The organism is Pseudomonas putida (assembly GCF_050990305.1).
Classification (GTDB): Bacteria; Pseudomonadota; Gammaproteobacteria; order Pseudomonadales; family Pseudomonadaceae; genus Aquipseudomonas; species Aquipseudomonas putida_AH.
This window is the reverse complement of sequence record NZ_CP158817.1, coordinates 6,016,164-6,034,764: the sequence shown is the minus strand read 5'-3', so window position 1 is coordinate 6,034,764 and position 18,601 is coordinate 6,016,164. Positions and strand designations below refer to the sequence as shown.

General features: G+C 61.4%; 5 protein-coding genes and 1 pseudogene. 4 read left to right on the top strand and 2 right to left on the bottom strand.

Annotated elements, in window-relative coordinates:
* Positions 1–203: 203 nt before the first annotated feature.
* Positions 204–665: an Lrp/AsnC family transcriptional regulator gene (locus tag ABTV22_RS27480; protein ID WP_007980298.1), complete on the bottom strand. Its 462-nt coding sequence runs from the start codon at positions 663–665 to the stop codon at positions 204–206.
* Positions 666–841: 176 nt separating this feature from the next.
* On the opposite strand from ABTV22_RS27480, the gene ABTV22_RS27475 reads away from it, so the two are divergent.
* Both ABTV22_RS27475 and ABTV22_RS27470 read left to right on the top strand, forming a co-directional pair.
* Positions 842–3,196 (top strand): glucose/quinate/shikimate family membrane-bound PQQ-dependent dehydrogenase, encoded by a 2,355-nt coding sequence (locus ABTV22_RS27475; protein ID WP_433737453.1) that lies wholly within the window; start codon positions 842–844, stop codon positions 3,194–3,196.
* A 106-nt stretch (positions 3,197–3,302) separates the two neighbouring features.
* Positions 3,303–3,962: a peptidase M41 gene (locus ABTV22_RS27470; RefSeq protein WP_433737452.1), complete on the top strand. Its 660-nt coding sequence runs from the start codon at positions 3,303–3,305 to the stop codon at positions 3,960–3,962.
* A gap of 73 nt (positions 3,963–4,035) precedes the next feature.
* Here the strand turns inward: ABTV22_RS27470 and ABTV22_RS27465 are convergent, their stop codons facing one another.
* Positions 4,036–4,323: a DUF3077 domain-containing protein gene (locus tag ABTV22_RS27465; RefSeq protein ID WP_433737451.1), complete on the bottom strand. Its 288-nt coding sequence runs from the start codon at positions 4,321–4,323 to the stop codon at positions 4,036–4,038.
* Positions 4,324–4,800: 477 nt separating this feature from the next.
* Between ABTV22_RS27465 and ABTV22_RS27460 the strand changes: the two are divergent.
* Both ABTV22_RS27460 and ABTV22_RS27455 read left to right on the top strand, forming a co-directional pair.
* Positions 4,801–4,884: pseudogene (locus tag ABTV22_RS27460) on the top strand (ESPR-type extended signal peptide-containing protein); the annotation flags it as partial.
* Between the two features lie 39 nt (positions 4,885–4,923).
* Entirely contained in the window at positions 4,924–18,351 is a 13,428-nt protein-coding gene (locus ABTV22_RS27455; RefSeq protein ID WP_433741522.1) for an autotransporter-associated beta strand repeat-containing protein, read from the top strand.
* The last annotated feature ends 250 nt before the right edge of the window (positions 18,352–18,601 follow it).

Below are 18,601 nucleotides of genomic sequence, written 5' to 3'. Positions count from 1 at the left end.
ACTGGCGTCCGGACGCAGAGTGCGCGTCTGAGTATAGGAAAAGATGCGAGCCATTCTAGAGAGCGTGGAATACGTTAATAAGACGCAAAGTGTCGTCGTTTTGCCGGCTTTATGATCAATATGACGAGATGTTAATGCACACTGTTCAAATGTGGGAGCGAGCAAGTCGAAACGTCGCACCGCCGCTCCCACACTGACCGCGTCTAAACCGGCTGCCCCCGATCAATCTTGCTGCTGAGGATGATCGAAGTCGTGGTCTTCTCCACCCCATCCACACTGCCAATCTGATCCAGCAGTTGATCCAGTTGCTCCGGCGAGTCAGTGCGCAGCCACGCCACATAATCAAATTCGCCACTGACCGCACACAACTGCTGCACCTGGGCCATCGCACTCAAGCGCCGCAACACCTCCTTGCCGGAGCGCGGCTGCACGGTGATCCCCACATACGCCTGCAATCCGCCATCGACCACTCGCTGGCCCAGTCGAACGCCATAACCGGTGATTACTTTGGCTTTCTCCAGCCGTGCCAGACGCGAGGTCACGGTGGTGCGGGCGATGCCCAGCTGCCGGGCCAGCATGGCCACGCTTTCGCGGGCGTTGATTTGCAGGGCGGCAATCAACTGGCGGTCGATTTCGTCAAGAACGGGCGGTCGAGTGTCTGGCAAAGGGGCATCTCCGGCGGTACAGATCAGTGACCCAGCATGTTACAGGCACATCTGGCGCAGCGGATCCTTGATCTAGTCTCACTACCGTTCATGCCATTTTTGCCTGCGACAAATTGCCATAAGTAACTAGGTAGTACATTATTCCGCCCTTGTCACAAATGGGGAAATTTTCCGACATGAATAATTCTGGGGCTGCCGCCGGCAGCAAATGGCTGCTGGCGGGGCTGGGTGTCCTGATTGCGCTGATCGGGCTTGGCCTGGTGGGTGGCGGCGGTTATCTGATTACGCTGGGTGGCAGTGGGTATTTCCTACTGATGGGGCTGGCGATGCTGGTCTCCGGTCTGCTGATCGCTCGCCGCAAACCGTTGGGCGCGTGGCTGTATGGCCTGGCGCTGATCCTGACGGCGATCTGGGCGGTGTGGGATGCCGGTTTCGAATATTGGCCGCTGGTTTCACGCGTGCTGACGTTCGCCGTGATCGGTCTGGTGGTCACGTTGATTTACCCGACACTGGTACGCGCTTCGGGCGCGACAGCGGGGCGTGGCGCCTACGGTCTGGCGGGTGTACTCGGCGTCGGCGTGGTCGCAACCATGGCCTACATGTTCGTACCAACCCACGTGGTCAAGGCCTCCAGCGAACCGGCGGTCACGCCGGTTACACCCGGTACCGAACAGAAAGACTGGGCGCACTGGGGCAACACCACCGCCGGCAATCGCTTTGCCGCGCTGGACCAGATCAACAAGACCAACATCGACAAATTGCAGGTCGCCTGGACCTTCCGTACCGGTGACATCCCGCAAAGCACCGGTGCCGGTGCCGAAGACCAGAACACCCCGCTGCAAATCGGCGACACGGTGTACACCTGCACCGCCTACGGCAAAGTCTTCGCCCTCGACGCCGATACCGGCGCCCAGCGCTGGAAGTTCGACCCGCAAGGCACTGCACCCAACTGGCAGCGCTGCCGTGGTCTGGGCTACTCCGAAACTCCAGTGTCTTCGGATAATCAGCCAACAGCCTGTGCGAAACGTCTGTTTCTGCCGACCGGCGATGCGCGCCTGATCGCCATCAATGCTGAAACCGGCAAGCCGTGTGAAGAGTTCGGCAACAAAGGCACCGTCGATCTGACCACCGACATGGGTGAAGTGAAGCCCGGTTACTACCAGCAAACCTCGACACCACTGGTCGCGGGGGATGTTGTTATCGTCGGCGGTCGCGTGGCCGATAACTACTCCACCGGCGAACCGCCAGGCGTGGTGCGTGCCTACGACGTGCGCAGCGGTGAACTGGTGTGGGCGTGGGATCCAGGTAACCCGAACACCACCAAACGCCCACCGGCCGGTGAGACTTATACCCGAGGTACACCGAACGTCTGGTCGGCCATGTCCTACGACGCCAAGCTCGGTCTGGTTTACCTGCCAACCGGCAATGCCACCCCGGATTTCTTCGGCGGTCAGCGCACCGAATTCGATGACAAGTGGAACTCGTCGATCGTCGCCCTCGACGTGAAGACCGGTCAGGTGCGCTGGCACTTCCAGACCACTCACCACGACCTGTGGGACTTCGACCTGCCGGCGCAACCGCTGCTGTACGACTTGCCGGACGACAAGGGCGGCATGCAGCCTGCCTTGGCGCAAGTCACCAAACAGGGCGAGATCTTCCTGCTCAACCGCGAAACAGGTGTGCCCATCGCGCGGGTTGAAGAGCGTCCGGTGCCGCAAGGCCACGTGCCTGGCGAACGCTACTCGCCGACCCAGCCGTTCTCGGTGGACATGCCATCCATCGGCAACAAAACCTTGACCGAGTCGGACATGTGGGGCGCCACGCCGTTTGACCAGTTGATGTGCCGCATCCAATTCAAAGGCATGCGCCACGAAGGCGTCTACACCCCGCCGGGCATGGACCGCGCCCTGCAATTCCCGGGCTCGTTGGGCGGCATGAACTGGGGCAGTGTCTCGGTCGATCCGAACACGAACTACATGTTCGTCAACGACATGCGCCTGGGCCTGGCCAACTACATGATCCCGCGTGACAAGATCGGTGCCGGTGCCAGCGGTATCGAAATGGGCGTTGTACCGCAGGAGGGCACACCATTCGGCGCCATGCGCGAACGTTTCCTCTCGGCGGTCGGCATCCCCTGTCAGAAACCACCGTTCGGCACCATGTCGGCCATCGACCTCAAAACCCACAAACTGATGTGGCAAGTCCCGGTCGGCACCGTGCAAGACACTGGCCCGCTGGGTATTCGCATGCACTTGCCGATCCCGATCGGCATGCCGACTCTCGGCGCGTCCCTGGCCACCCAATCGGGTCTGCTGTTCTTCGCCGGCACCCAGGACTTCTACCTGCGCGCTTTCGATACCGGCAACGGCAACGAAATCTGGAAATCGCGTCTGCCGGTGGGCAGTCAGTCCGGGCCGATGACCTACGTTTCGCCGAAAACCGGCAAGCAGTACATCCTGCTGACGGTGGGCGGTGCGCGTCAGTCGACGGATCGCGGGGACTATGTGATTGCCTATGCGTTGCCCAACTAAAGGCTGAATTGCTGGTACGAAAAAGCCGCGCACTTGCGCGGCTTTTTTATGTGTGAGAATTCAGTCGAGCTACAGTCACTCGTAGTTGAACGGGAGATCCAGCGTGATGGACGTGAAGAAAATGCCTCCCGCTGTACGGGACCATGCCTTGCAGATCGCTAATCACGAAATGGGGCACTACGTCGTGGCCCGGGCGCTGGGGTTTGAGGCGGGCGGCGTGACCCTGAGTGTGTCCATGGACCTGAGGCATAAAGGGGGCGCTAGCATCACCCTGGCGCGCTCGATTACATCGCTGCAAGCGATGAAGGCGTACCTGGAAGCTCGGATTATGGTGCTCTATGCGGGTGCCATGGCGCAGACGTTACCTTGCACCCAGGCACGCAAAAAACGCGTCGATCAATCGAAAGCGGCCGCCATTCTCAACGGCGCGTTTGGGGCAGAAAAGGATGAGGCCAAAATCAGGGAACTGCGGCAGCTGTTGCGCAACATCACCTGCCCCGATACGGATCCGGCTTCATCAGACTGCATCACGGCCGAGCTGACAGTGATCCATGATCGTCTGTGGTTGCGCACTCAAGAGATCGTCGAAGCGTTGGCCGGGACCATTACCGAACTCGCCAAGGCGTTGGTAGACCGGATGGTTCTTGTGGAGCAGTGGGGCAGGCCGGCTGATACCTATGAAGTCGTGTTGGCGCGGGAAAAGCTTGAACGGTTAACCCCTGTAGGAGCGAGCCTGCTCGCGAAGGTCGTGAACGATAACGCGTAAACCAGATGCCCCGTGGATGACTTGGTTTTTTCGCGAGCAGGCTCGCTCCTACAGGTTCTTCAATTGGCAGGCATTAACCGATTGGTCGGCGCGTCAGCACCTTCACCACATCATCGATCACCGCTTTGCTCATCGTCGTTAAATAGTGCGCGGCCCAGGCGTGAGGGTCCGAGTCTTGGGCGTAGGTCGCATCCACGGTCAGGGATTTGGCGAGGAACAGCAGGTCAGAGGCTTGGGCCAGGGCATCGGCGATGGGGACGTCGCGGCAGACGTGGAACAAGGGCTGGTCAGAGAGGTACAGGAAGGGTGTGAAGCCGACGGTTTTTAACTCTGAGGCTTCGGACGTCGTTGTTTTAGTCATGGTGCAACTCCTAATTTGAAGTGCTGTGACATTCGTTTCCAAGCGAATGGGTGACAGCTATGCGCAGGTTGGAAAACCGGGAAATTAGGAAACCGGCACGCCCGAAGACGTCCCACGCACAGCCGCCATAACTTGATGGGCAAACTGTTGCGCTAATTTCGACGGGTTTCCAAGCCCGGTCGCTGAATGGTCAGCGACGACCGGAGACTATCCCGTCAAAGAAAATCACAACAAGGCGGCAAAGTGCCCAAAAGCAAGATTCGGAGTTTGCCTACAAGGCCCTACGGCGTCATCCGATATTGCGACACCTGAAGTAAACAAAACCAAGCGTCAGACATGGGCAGCCGGGCAGCGTTCAATCGTTGACTCCCGCGGTGCTTCATGAAGTTTCGTACTGGTCCTATATCGATGCAGGGGGGGCGTTTTTAGAATTAATACATAGAATTTCCTATGGTTCGTGTGCGTGTGTAGTGGCTGATGAGCGCTGTTTACTGTGTTATCTGGAGTGTTGCCAAGCAATGTTGGGTAGTCGCGTCCGAGTTAGCTAAGAAACGAGGCAAGACTTCGCGCTCGAAGATCGGCCGTCATGCAACGATCTCCTTGGCGCTTTCTTTGTGCGGATCGGCACAAGCAGCCACCCTCACCTGGTCGCCCACGGGGCAGAACTCCGGGGGGACGGGGAATTGGGACCTCTCCAGCAGTAGTTGGTACAACGGCACGGTGACGCTGCCGTGGAACAATCTGGCGGGAGACAGTGCTCAGTTTGCCGGCATTCCAGGCACCGTATCGATAGTTTCCCCGATTACCGTTCAGGATCTGTTGTTCGCGGTCGATGGCTACACGCTCCAGGGCGGCACGCTGAACGCTGCTTCTTCCACCATGGGCATCAAGGCAAGCAGCGGCACGACCGCGACCATCAATTCGGTTATTGCCGGGGCAGCCCGCGTGGACGTCAATGGCGCCGGGACCATCGTTCTGGGTGGCGTCAACACCTACACGGGGGGAACCAGGGTCACCAATAACGGCACGCTGCGGGTGTCGCAGGACAGTAATCTGGGTGCCGCAGCGGGCTCCCTGGCGCTAGGTGACAACACCACCCGCGGCACGCTGGCAATCAACGGCGGCTCCTTCTCATCAACCCGCACGGTGACGCTCGGCCTGGTTGGCGGCGCGATCGATGTGGCGTCGGGTACTACCGCCACCTTCGGTGGTGTGATCAGCGGCAGCGGCCCGTTCACCTTCAGTGGCGATGGTACGCTGGTGCTGACGGCTGCCAACACCTACACCGGTGCGACGACAATCTCGTCCGGTACGCTGCAGGTCGGTAATGGCGGGGCGACAGGCGTGCTAGGCGGCGCTGCGGTCACCAACAATGGCACGCTGGCGTTCAATCGCAACAATGCCGTTACTTATGGCGGCGTGATTTCCGGCACCGGTGGGTTAACGCAGATCGGCACTGGTACTACCATACTGACCGGCGACAATACCTACACCGGCGGCACCACCATCAACGCGGGCAAGCTGCAAATTGGCAATGGCGGCGCGACGGGCTCGATCGTCGGTAATGTCATCAATAACGGCGAGCTGATCTTCAGTCGCAACAATACCTACACCTACGCGGGGGTGATTTCCGGTACGGGTGCGGTGCAACAGAATGGTGGTACAACCGTTTTGAGCGGCGCCAACACCTACACGGGTGAAACGATCATTCGCAGTGGGTTTTTGCAGGTGGCCAGCGATGGCAACCTGGGGGCGTCGTCAAGTCGTCTGCATTTCGTTGGCAACAGTAACTTCCGGGCAAGCTCGGCGTTCACCACGGCGCGCGAAGTCGTCGTCGACAGCGGCGTCAATGGTTATGTCGGGAGTGCGGCCGACACCGCGCCCTTGACCCTGAGCGGAGTGGTGTCCGGCGCAGGCCGGATAGGTGTCGATTCCGGGTTGGTGTTCCTGACGGGCAACAATACCTATACCGGCGGCACGAACATCTGGGGGGGGACGCTGGCGGTTTCGAGCGACAGCAACCTGGGCGCCGCATCCGGTGCCGTGAACTTCGTCAACGGCGGCGTGCTGCGCCTGCTCAACGATTTCGGCACAGCCCGCAATATCGTACTGAGCGGAAATGGCTTCATCGAGGCCTACAATGGCTCGACGGTGACGCTGAACGGAACGATCTCGGGTGGTGGATACCTTGCCATGCGGGGTGCAGGCACTCCAGGTGGAACGGTGGTGCTCAATGGTACAAACACTTACACCGGTGTCACTTATTTGCAGGGAGGCATCAGGACGCTCGTGTCAAATGCTGCCAGTCTGGGCAGTGCGAAAGATGTGAATTTTGGCAACGGAACCCTCGTAACGACGAGCAGTTTCACCATCAACAAGGTTGGGCTCGGCAACGGCGGTGCCACTATTGACGTGGCGCCGACGACGACGCTGACGGTCAGCGGTGATATTTACGGCAGTAGCTCGGCATTACGCAAAACCAATACCGGTACCTTGGTGTTGGCTGGAACGAGCAGCTCCACCAGCGGGTTCATCATCGATGGCGGCACGTTGCAGGTTGGCAATGGCGGGACCACTGGCGTGTTGGGTACGGGCAATGTCGTCAACAACAGTGCGTTGGTGTTCAATCGCTCGGACGCCTATGAATACGGCGGTGTCATTTCCGGTAGCGGTACGTTGACCCAGAGTGGTACCGGCACTACGACCTTGACTGGCAGCAACAGTTACACCGGTGCGACACGCGTGGCAGCTGGCTCACTGTTCATCAATGGTAACCAGACGACCGCCCGAGGGCTGACGACCGTGGAGTCCGGCGCGACCCTGGGTGGCATCGGCACCATCGGCGGCAGTGTCACGGTCAATGACGGCGGCATCCTGTCGCCGGGCGCTGCAAGCGGTGCGGCAGGCACCCTGACCATCGGCGGCAATCTTGTGTTGTCCAATGGCGCGATACTGAACTACAACCTCGGCCAGTCCGACGTGGTTGGCGGAGTGTTCAATGACCAAACGGTGGTCCGCGGCAACTTGACGCTGGACGGCACCCTGAATGTGGGCACAACAACAGGCGGCACATTTGATCCGGGTGTTTACCGGATCATCAGTTATACAGGGGCATTGACTGATAATGGATTGGCCCTGGGGAACATGCCTGCGGGTTCGAACACCGTGCTGCAGACCTCGATCAATGGCCAGGTCAACCTGATCAACTCCCTGGCCAACATGCGCTTCTGGGACAGTCCCGTGTCTGGCAACCCGAGCAATGGGGTGGTGGAGGGCGGCAGCGGTATCTGGAACAGCGGAACCGGTGCAAACAGCAACTGGACCAATGCCGCCGGCACGGCAAACGGTGTCTACAGCCCCGGCTTTGTCGTGTTTCAGGGCTCGCCGGGTACTGTCACGGTTGACAACAGTGGTGGTCAGGTCGCTGCAACCGGTATGCAATTCGCGGCTAACGGCTATGTGCTGGGCGGTGGTGCCATTGACTTGACCGAGACCACACCGGGTAGCGGTAAGGCAACGGTCCGGGTTGGCGACGGCACGGCGGCGGGGAGCAATTTTGTCGCCACCGTCGGATCGGTACTGCAAGGCAGCGTCGGTTTGGTCAAGACCGACCGCGGCACGTTGGTGCTCAGCAGCGATAACACCTATACCGGTAGTACAACAGTTGTTGGTGGTACCTTGCAGCTGGGTAATGGCGGGACCTCGGGTTCGATCGTGGGGGACGTCGTCAACAGCAGCAACCTGGCCATCAATCGCAGCGATACCCTTACCGTTGGCGGGGTGATTTCCGGTACCGGTACGCTCCAACAGATCGGCACGGGTACCACCGTGTTGACCGGCAATAATACCTATGGCGGTGCCACGACCATCGCGCGCGGTACCCTGCAGGTCGGTAGTGGCGGGACGACGGGTACGCTGGGTACGGGAGCGCTGAGCAACAATGACATGCTGGCTTTCAACCGCAGCGACACCTACACCTATGGCGGTGTCATCTCAGGCACCGGCGCACTGGACCAACGCGGTACCGGCACCACGGTGCTGACGGGCAACAACACCTACACCGGCAGTACAACCATTAGTGCCGGTACGCTGCAGCTGGGCGATGGCACCGCGAACGGCGGTGGCTCGATCGCCGGTAACATCACCAACAACGCTACCTTAGTGTTTAATCGCAATGTGACCTCCACCTATGCGGGCGTGATCTCCGGCAGCGGCGCGGTCGAGCAACGTAGTGGCACACTGACCCTGAGTGGCGCCAATACCTACAGCGGTGGCACCACCTTGCGAGGTGGTACCTTGCAGATTTCGAGCGATAGCAACCTTGGCGATCTGGCGACGAATCTGACCTTCGATGGCGGCGCCTTGCGAACTGGCGCTACGCTTGGCCGTAACATCGTGCTCGCTTCTGGAGGCGGTCTCGTGTACAGCGCTGGAGGCACCTTCAATGGCACGATCTCCGGGGCTGGTCGTCTGTGGCTCCATGGAGGTGGTACCACGACTATCAATGGCGCGAACACCTACACCGGTGGAACCCTCCTCACCGACGGTGCCACGGTCGTCATCAATTCTGCGAGCGCGCTCGGTACCGGCGCCATCACCGGCCAGGGGAACGATTCCAGTTACGGTAGTGGTGGCAATCTGCGAACCACTGCCGATATGACCCTGGCAAACACTATCAACTACGGGTTCACCTCGTTCTATGGGCCTTCGATTCAATCTCTCAACTTTTATACCAACGCTGGAACGACCCTGACGCTGACCGGCGCTATTCAATCCGTCGGCGGTTATCGGCCCACGAACGGCCTTAGCAAGAACGACGCTGGCAAGTTGGTGCTGGCTAACACGGTCTACAACGACGGTGGCTATGCGTTCCGACTCAATGGCGGGACGCTGCAGGTCGGCGATGGGGGTACGCGCGGTACGCTCGGCGCGGCACCCGTGCAGACGGCCGCGCAGACCAAGTTGCAATTCAATCGCAGCGATACCTACGTGTATGCGGGCGGGATATCCGGCGCCGGGGCCGTGGAGCAGAACGGCACCGGAACCACCGTGCTGGCAGGCGCCAATACCCACACCGGTGGCACCACCATCAACGCGGGCACGCTGCAGATTGGCAATGGCGGTACGACGGGTTCGGTTGCCGGCAATATCACCAACAACAGCAACCTGGCATTCAACCGCAGCGACGTTTTCACCTTTGCCGGCGTGGTGTCGGGCACCGGCGCCCTGCAGCAGAACGGCACCGGGACCCTGGTGCTGACCAACGACAATACCTATACCGGTGGCACCACCATCAATGCCGGCACGTTGCAGCTGGGTGATGGTGGCACGAGCGGCATGATCGCTGGCAATATCGTCAACAACTCCACTCTGGCCTTCAATTTCTCCGATACCCATACCCATGACGGCGCCATTTCCGGTACCGGCGGCCTGCTGCAGAACGGCTTGGGCACCACCATCCTGACCGGCACCAACAGCTATAGAGGTGCCACCACGGTGTCGAGGGGCAGGCTCTTCGTCAATGGTGATCAATCGGCCGCGACAGGCGCCACGAACGTGGCGGCGGCTGCGACCTTGGGCGGCACTGGCGTGATCGGCGGCAATGTCAACATCGCCAATGATGGCATCCTGGCGCCGGGCAGTGCCGATGGCACAGGCGGGACGCTGACCATCAATGGCAATCTTGGGCTCAATGCCACTTCGATCCTGCATTACACCTTTGGTGCGCTCAATGGCGTGTCGCAGAACAGCCTGACCACTGTCAACGGCAACCTGACCCTGGACGGTCGTCTTGATGTGGCTACACCGGCGGGCGGAACGTTTGAGCCGGGTATCTACCGCATTTTCAACTACACCGGCGCCTTGACCAACAACGGCCTGGCGCTCGGCACCCTGCCTCCGTCGACAACGGTGGCCCTGCAGACCGGGGTCCCCGGACAGATCAACCTGATCAATACCACCGGTATTCTCACGGCGATTTGGGACGGTAGCGACCCGAGCAAATACAACGATGGTATGGCCGACGGCGGCACCGGTGTCTGGAGTCGGAACGTGGCGCGTACCAACTGGGGTGATCCAAGCAGTTCGATCAACTCTACTTATACGCCGACTTCGTTCGTGATTTTCCAGGGTGCGAGCGGCACGGTGACGGTAGACAAGAGCTATGGCGATATTTCCGCGTCCGGGATTCAGTTCGCGGTCAATGGCTATTCGGTCAGCGGCGATGAGATCAACCTGGTCGAGACAGCCTCCGGCTCCGGTAGCACGACGATCCGCGTCGGTGATGGCTCGGAATTGGGTGCCGGCTTCACCGCGACGATAGGTTCGATCCTCAAGGGCAGTACCCGCGTCACCAAGACCGATCTGGGCAAGTTGGTGCTAACGGGGGCCAATACCTATAGCGGTGGCACGGCAATCAATGGCGGCACACTTAGCGTGTCCAGCGACGCCAACCTCGGTGCGCTGAGCGGTGCGCTGAGTTTCGATGACGGCGCCCTGGAAGCCTCCGAGTCGTTCGCCACGGCGCGTGCGACGACGCTCAATGCCAGGGGCGGCACGTTCGATGTCGACACCGGCAAAACACTGACAATGAACGGTGCGGTCGGTGGCGTGGGCAAACTGACCAAGACCGATGCCGGTACGTTGCTGCTTGCGGGTGTAAACACCTACAGCGGTGGTACGGCGATCAATGCCGGTAAGGTGCAGGTGTCCAGTGATGCCAACCTCGGGGCGGCCTCAGGCACCTTGAGTTTCGACGGTGGTGTGCTGGAAACCACGGAGTCGTTTACCACGGCGCGCGCGACGACGCTCAATGCCATGGGCGGCACGCTCGATGTCGACAGCGGCAAGACACTGGCAGTCAATGGTGTGGTCGATGGCGCGGGCAAACTGACCAAGTCCGATGCCGGCACGTTGGTGCTCGCCGGTGTCAATACTTACAGCGGTGGTACCGCGATCAATGGCGGTAAGGTTCAGGTGTCCAGCGATGCCAACCTCGGTGCGGCCTCGGGCGCGCTGAGTTTCGATGGCGGGGTGTTGGCAACGACGGCATCGCTGACTTCCTCGCGTGCGATCACCCTGAATGCGAGCGGAGGTACCCTGGATGTCATCGGTGGTAGCACACTGATGCTGACGGGGGTCGCCAGCGGCACAGGCATGTTGAGCAAGGTCAATAGCGGTACCCTGGTGCTGAGCAGTGCCAACACCTACAGTGGCGGAACCAACCTGTCGGGTGGCGTGTTGAAAATGACCAATGCCGATGGCGTTGGCACCGGCACGGTGAATATCAACACCGCGGCGGGCAGCACGACGACAGGGCTGGAGTTGGCGTTGGCCTCGGCCAGCACCTTCGATAACCTGCTGGCCGGAGCGGGCACGACCACGGTGAGCGGGGCGCAGGCCACGATCAGCGGCGCCAATGCGGCCTACACGGGGCAGTGGAACGTGACTGGTACGGGTACCTTGGCGGTGGCCGATAGCGCCACGACCAGCACCGGTAACCTGGGCACGGGCGGGGTCGATATTGCCGCGGGCGGCATCGTCAACACCCTGACCACAGGCGCCTTCAGCTTCGACAACGCGCTGACCGGTGCGGGCACGCTGAACGCGTCCAACGCCAACCAGGCGTTCTCGTTCGGCACCGGTGCGGGCAACCGCTTTGCCGGCACCGTCAGCTTGAAGAACAACACCTTCGCCCTGTCGGGCAACAACACCACGGCGCTGACCAACGCGACGCTGGACGTGGGCGCGGGCAACGTAACTACCGTGGGGGCCGGTGTACAAAACATCGGCAACCTGACAATCAACGGCGGTACGATGGTGTTCTCGGACCCGTCGACGGATACGGTCGCGACCCAAGCACTGACATTGACGTCGGGTAGCGTCGGTCTCGATCCGCAGAGTGCAGGTAGCTCTGGAAATCTGTTGGCGCAGGACGAAGGCACGACTCGACAACTGGTCTCGGCCACCTCGGTGAACGGGTCGGCAGCCAACTTGGTCCTGAAGGATCAGGCGGGCAATCGACTGACTTCGGGTACGGCGAACATCCAGCAGGGTGGACAGACGGTGGCCATCGGTACGTACGCGTACGACTTGGCGACCAGCGCTGCAGGCAGCGCCGCAGTTGACGGTTTGTACGCAAGCTACCGGCTGACCCAGCTCGCGCTGCAAGCCGGGCAGACCACGACCTTGTCGGGCGACGGGGCGTCGTCGGGGGCCGATGAGTTGCACGCCAGGCTCACCGGCAGCGGTAATCTGGCCATCGCGGCCACCAACACCATCACCCTGAGCAACACCAGCAACGACTACAGTGGCGAAACGAGTGTGAACTCGGGCACGTTGCGTGCGGGTGCCGACAACGCCCTGGGCCGGACCAGCCGGCTGAACCTGGCCAATCTGGCCGGCTTCGACCTCAATGGCAAGACCCAGACGGTGGGCGTGCTCAACGGCGTGGCAGGGTCGAGCTTGAACCTGAACAACGGCACGCTGGAGCTAAGCAACGGTGGCACCTCGGCGGGTACGCTCAGTGGTGGGGGCCTGCTGAAGGTCAATGGCGGCACGCTGGACGTGCAGGGCAGCAACACCGGTCTTAGCGCCGACACCCTCATCGCGACAGGGGCCCAGGTCAATCTGAACCATGTGGATGGCCTGGGCAGCGGCAGGATCACCGATAACGGCACGCTGTTGCTCGCTGGGGTCAGCGGCGCGCTGGACAACGCCATCGACGGCACCGGAGTGGTCAATCTGAGCAACGCCAGTGAGGTGACGCTCGCGGGCAACAACACCCTGTCGGGCAGCTGGAACCTGGCAGCGGGCACTCGTCTGACGGCCTCGACGGCCAGTAACCTGGGCACGGCGGCGATCAACAACGCCGGCACCTTCAATGTCGACACCGGCACCGACTGGACCTTGAGCAACGCGCTCAATGGCGCGGGCGTCTTCACCAAGAACGGCACGGGTACGCTGACCATCGCCAGGGCCAATAGCGCCACCGGGGCAACCACGATCCTGGGCGGCGTGCTGAAACTGAGTGACGCTGACGGTGTCGGCACCGGCACGGTGAATATCGACACCGCAGCGGGCAGTACGACGACGGGGCTGGAGTTGGCGTTAGCCTCGGCCAGCACCTTCGATAACCTGCTGGCCGGAGCGGGCACGACCACGGTGAGCGGGGCGCAGGCCACGATCAGCGGCGCCAATGCGGCCTACACGGGGCAGTGGAACGTGACCGGTACGGGTACCTTGGCGGTGGCCGATAGCGCCACGACCAGCACCGGTAACCTGGGCACGGGCGGGGTCGATATTGCCGCGGGCGGCATCGTCAACACCCTGACCACCGGCGCCTTCAGCTTCGACAACGCGCTGACCGGTGCCGGTACGCTGAACGCGTCCAACGCCAACCAGGCGTTCTCGTTCGGCACTGGTGCGGGCAACAGCTTTGCCGGCACCGTCAGTTTGAAGGACAACACCTTCGCCCTGTCGGGCAACAACACCACGGCACTGACCAACGCGACGCTGGAAGTGGGCGCGGGTAACGTGACCACGGTAGGCGATGGCAACCAGGTGATCGGCGGGCTGAATATCAATGGCGGTACGATGCGGTTCAATGCCAGTGCCCCGAATCAGGTGCTGGCGACCAGCCTGATCACGGCCGGCACGCTGGACGCCAGCCATACCGGTACGGTGTCCATCAATGTACCGGCGCCGCTTGTCGCTCCGGGCAGGGACACGCCCAATACCTCCAACCTGCTGACGCAGGATGAAGCGAACATCGGCGTGCAGTTGGTCGACGCGAGTGCGGTGAGCGGCAGCGGTGGCGCGATCCGTTTGGTCGACCAGGATGGCAATGTCATCACGGACGCGCGCCAGGTCGACATCAGTCAGAACGGCAACACCGTCGCCAAGGGCACCTATGACTTTCGGCTGACCACAGGCACGGCGGTAGATGGCTTGTATGTGAACTACGGCCTCAGCCAGTTGGACTTGCAATCGGGCCAGACCTTGACGCTGGCCGAGGATACCGGCGCGGCCGGGGCTGCGGCAGACATGTCGGCCAAGATCACCGGCAACGGTAATCTGGCCATCGACGCCAGCAACATCCTCACCCTGAGCAACGCCAACAACGATTACAGCGGCGAGACGAGCGTGCTCTCGGGCACGTTGCGTGCGGGCTCCGACAACGCCCTGGGCCGGACCAGCCAGCTGAACCTGGCCAATCTGGCCGGCTTCGACCTCAACGGCAAGACCCAGACGGTGGTTGTGCTCAACGGCGCGGCAGGGTCGAGTTTGAACTTGAACAACGGCACGCTGGAGCTGAGCAACGGCGGCACCTCGGCGGGTACGCTCAGCGGCGGGGGCCAGTTGAAGGTCAATGGCGGCACGCTGGACGTACAGGGCAGCAACACCGGCCTGAGCGCCGACACCCTCATCGCGACAGGGGCCCAGGTCAATCTGAACCATGTGGATGGCCTGGGCAGCAGCAATATCACCGATAACGGCACGCTATTGCTCGATGGAGCCAGCGGCACGCTGGACAACGCCATCGACGGTACCGGGGAGGTCAACCTGAGCAACGCCAGCGAGGCGACGCTCACGGGCAACAATACCCTGTCGGGCAGCTGGAACCTGGCAGCGGGCACTCGTCTGACGGCCTCGACGGCCAGTAACCTGGGCACGGCGGCGATCAACAACGCCGGCACCTTCAATGTCGACACCGGCACCGACTGGACCTTGAGCAACGCGCTCAATGGCGCGGGCGTCTTCACCAAGAACGGCACGGGTACGCTGACCATCGCCAGGGCCAATAGCGCCACCGGGGCAACCACGATCCTGGGCGGCGTGCTGAAACTGAGTGACGCTGACGGTGTCGGCACCGGCACGGTGAATATCGACACCGCAGCGGGCAGTACGACGACGGGGCTGGAGTTGGCGTTAGCCTCGGCCAGCACCTTCGATAACCTGCTGGCCGGAGCGGGCACGACCACGGTGAGCGGGGCGCAGGCCACGATCAGCGGCGCCAATGCGGCCTACACGGGACAGTGGAATGTGACCGACACGGGTACCTTGGCGGTGGCCGATAGCGCCACGACCAGCACCGGTAACCTGGGCACGGGCGGGGTCGATATTGCCGCGGGCGGCATCGTCAACACCCTGACCACCGGCGCCTTCAGCTTCGATAACGCGCTGACCGGTGCCGGTACGCTGAACGCGTCCAACGCCAACCAGGCGTTCTCGTTCGGCACTGGTGCGGGCAACAGCTTTGCCGGCACCGTCAGTTTGAAGGACAACACCTTCGCCCTGTCGGGCAACAACACCACGGCACTGACCAACGCGACGCTGGAAGTGGGCGCGGGTAACGTGACCACGGTAGGCGATGGCAACCAGGTGATCGGCGGGCTGAAGATCAATGGCGGCACGATGCGGTTCAATGCCAGCGCACCGGATCAGGTGCTGGCGACCAGCCTGATCAAGGCCGGCACGCTGGACGCCAGCCATACTGGTACGGTGGCCATCAATGTACCGGCGCCGCTTGTCGCTCCGGGCAGGGACACGCCCAATACCTCCAACCTGCTGACGCAGGATGAAGCGAACATCGGCGTGCAGTTGGTCGACGCGAGTACGGTGAGCGGCAGCGGTGGCGCGATCCGTTTGGTCGACCAGGATGGCAATGTCATCACGGACGCACGCCAGGTCGACATCAGTCAGGATGGCAATACCGTGGCCAAGGGCACTTATGACTATCGGCTGACCACGGGCACGGCGGGAGATGGCTTGTATGTGAACTACGGCCTCACACAGTTGGACCTGCAATCGGGCCAGACCTTGACGCTGGCCGAGAATACTGGCGCGGCCGGGGCTGCGGCGGACATGTCGGCCAAGATCACCGGCGTAGGCAGTCTTGCGATCGACGCTGCCGACGTGCTCACCCTGAGCAACGCCAACAACGACTACAGCGGCGAAACGAGTGTGAACTCCGGTACGTTGCGTGCGGGTGCCGACAACGCCCTGGGGCGGACCAGCCAGCTGAACCTGGCCAATCTGGCCGGCTTCGACCTCAACGGCAAGACCCAGACGGTGGGCGTACTCAACGCTGCGGCAGGGTCGAGCTTGAACCTGAACAACGGCACGCTGGTGCTGAGTAACGGTGGCACCTCGGCGGGTACGCTCAGTGGTGGCGGCCTGCTGAAGGTCAATGGCGGCACGCTGGACGTGCAGGGCAGCAATACCGGCCTGAGCGCCGACACCCTCATCGCGACAGGGGCGCAGGTCAATCTGAACCATGTGGATGGCCTGGGCAGCGGCAAGATCACCGATAACGGCACGCTATTGCTCGATGGAGCCAGCGGCACGCTGGACAATGACATCGAGGGTACGGGCGAGTTCGTCAAGCGCGGCTCCGGCCTTGTGACCTTGACCGGCAAGACCGGCTGGACAGGCATCACTCGACTGGAGGGCGGCGATTTGGTCCTGGATGGTGGCCAGGGTGGTGCGCAACTGTTCAGTAACATCGTGGGTACCCGAGGAACGAGCCTGAGCCTGAAAAACGGTGCAAGCCTGACCGGCTGGATTGACCCGACCAACGTCAACATCGATGCGGCCAGTACCTGGAACATGACCGCCGATTCGCTGGTCGACGACGTCGACCTGGCCGGTGCGATCAAGTTTGCTCGGCCTGCATCGCTGCCTCTAGGGGCCGGACGCACTTTGACGGCCAGGAACTGGCTCGGCCGGGGCGGCACAGTGGAGCTCTACACGGTACTGGGTGACGACCGATCGGCGAGCGACCGGATTGTGCTCGATGGCGGTCGCGCCACGGGTGATACCGGGTTGATCATCCGCCATGCTGGCGGCGACGGTGCACAGACAAGCCAAGGCATCCGCGTGGTCGAAACGCGCAACGGTGGGACGACTGACGCCGGGGCATTCAAATTGTCGACAGCGTCGGACGGCTATCGCGCAGGCAAGGACACGATCGCGGCCGGCGCCTATGACTACAGCTTGGTACGTGGTGGTAGCAATGGAGTGGCCGACGACTGGTACCTGACCTCGCGTAACTCGAAGGAACCGGCTACGTCAGACAAACCAGCGTATCGGCCGGAAGTGGGTGCCTATCTGAATAATAAACTGGCCGCGTCGATGATGCAGGTGCACACGCTGCACGATCGCCAAAGCCAGGCGTCGGAAATGCAAGACCAGGACCAGAACGATCCGAGCGACGGCAACAGCTTTTTGCGTGTCGTCAAGAAGAGCAGCGATCGCAGTGGTGCGGGGCATCAGGATCTGTCCGATACGACCACTTTGATCCACGGGGGAGGTGACCTGCTGCACTTAAGCGACGGTGCCGACGGCAGCATCCGTTTCGGTGTGATGGGGGCACAACATTCCAGCGACAACCACGCCGATAACGGCAGCGTGAAGGCAAAGGGCTCGGTGAATGGCTACAGCGTCGGTGTGTATGGCACCTGGTATGGCCATAGCGACATTCAGACGGGGCCGTATATAGACAGCTGGATCATGTACGGCGAGTTTGACAACACGGTGAAAGGCCACGGTCTGGCGAGCGAAAGTTACGACTCGAGCAATCTGTCGGCCTCGCTGGAGGCGGGTTACTCGCTGCCGGTCTACCAGAGCAAGCGAGCCCAATTGTACATCGAGCCACAAGCCCAGGTTATCAAGTCGAACTTTCGTGCCGATTCACACAAGGAGCGTAACGGTACGGTGGTGTCGGGGCAGACGGACACGTCGGTGACGACACGCCTGGGGGTGCGCTTACACGCAGATGTGAAGGATGCGCTGGGCATGAAACCTTTCGCGCAAGTGAACTGGTGGCATGGTCCAAGCTCGCAGAGTATTGCCTTCGATGGGGTCAAGGCGTATGACCGACTGCCCGAAGATCGCTTTGAGGGCAATCTCGGTCTGCAGGGAAACCTGAGCAAGAAGGTGAGCGCATGGAGCTCAGTCGGTTACGAGGCCGGCGAGCATGACTACAGTGCCAGCAAGGTTGAACTGGGTGTGACGTACTCCTGGTAAGCCTGAATGAAAGCAAAGAGTGCCACGGCCTTCTTCGGAGGGCGGTCGCGTGGGGGGGGAGCCATCGCTATATTCAGACTCTCGGCCGGCAGCATCTTCCTGTTGAAAATAGGACGTGTCCCATTTTTCTTGCTGGAGACTTTGCATACGATTCCCCTTGGTATACGTCTAGATATTCCCGGCGTTGTTTCCCGGTAATCCTGGGTGGGATTAAGGCAGATCATGTTTGTGAAGGTTTAGTTTTTCAATC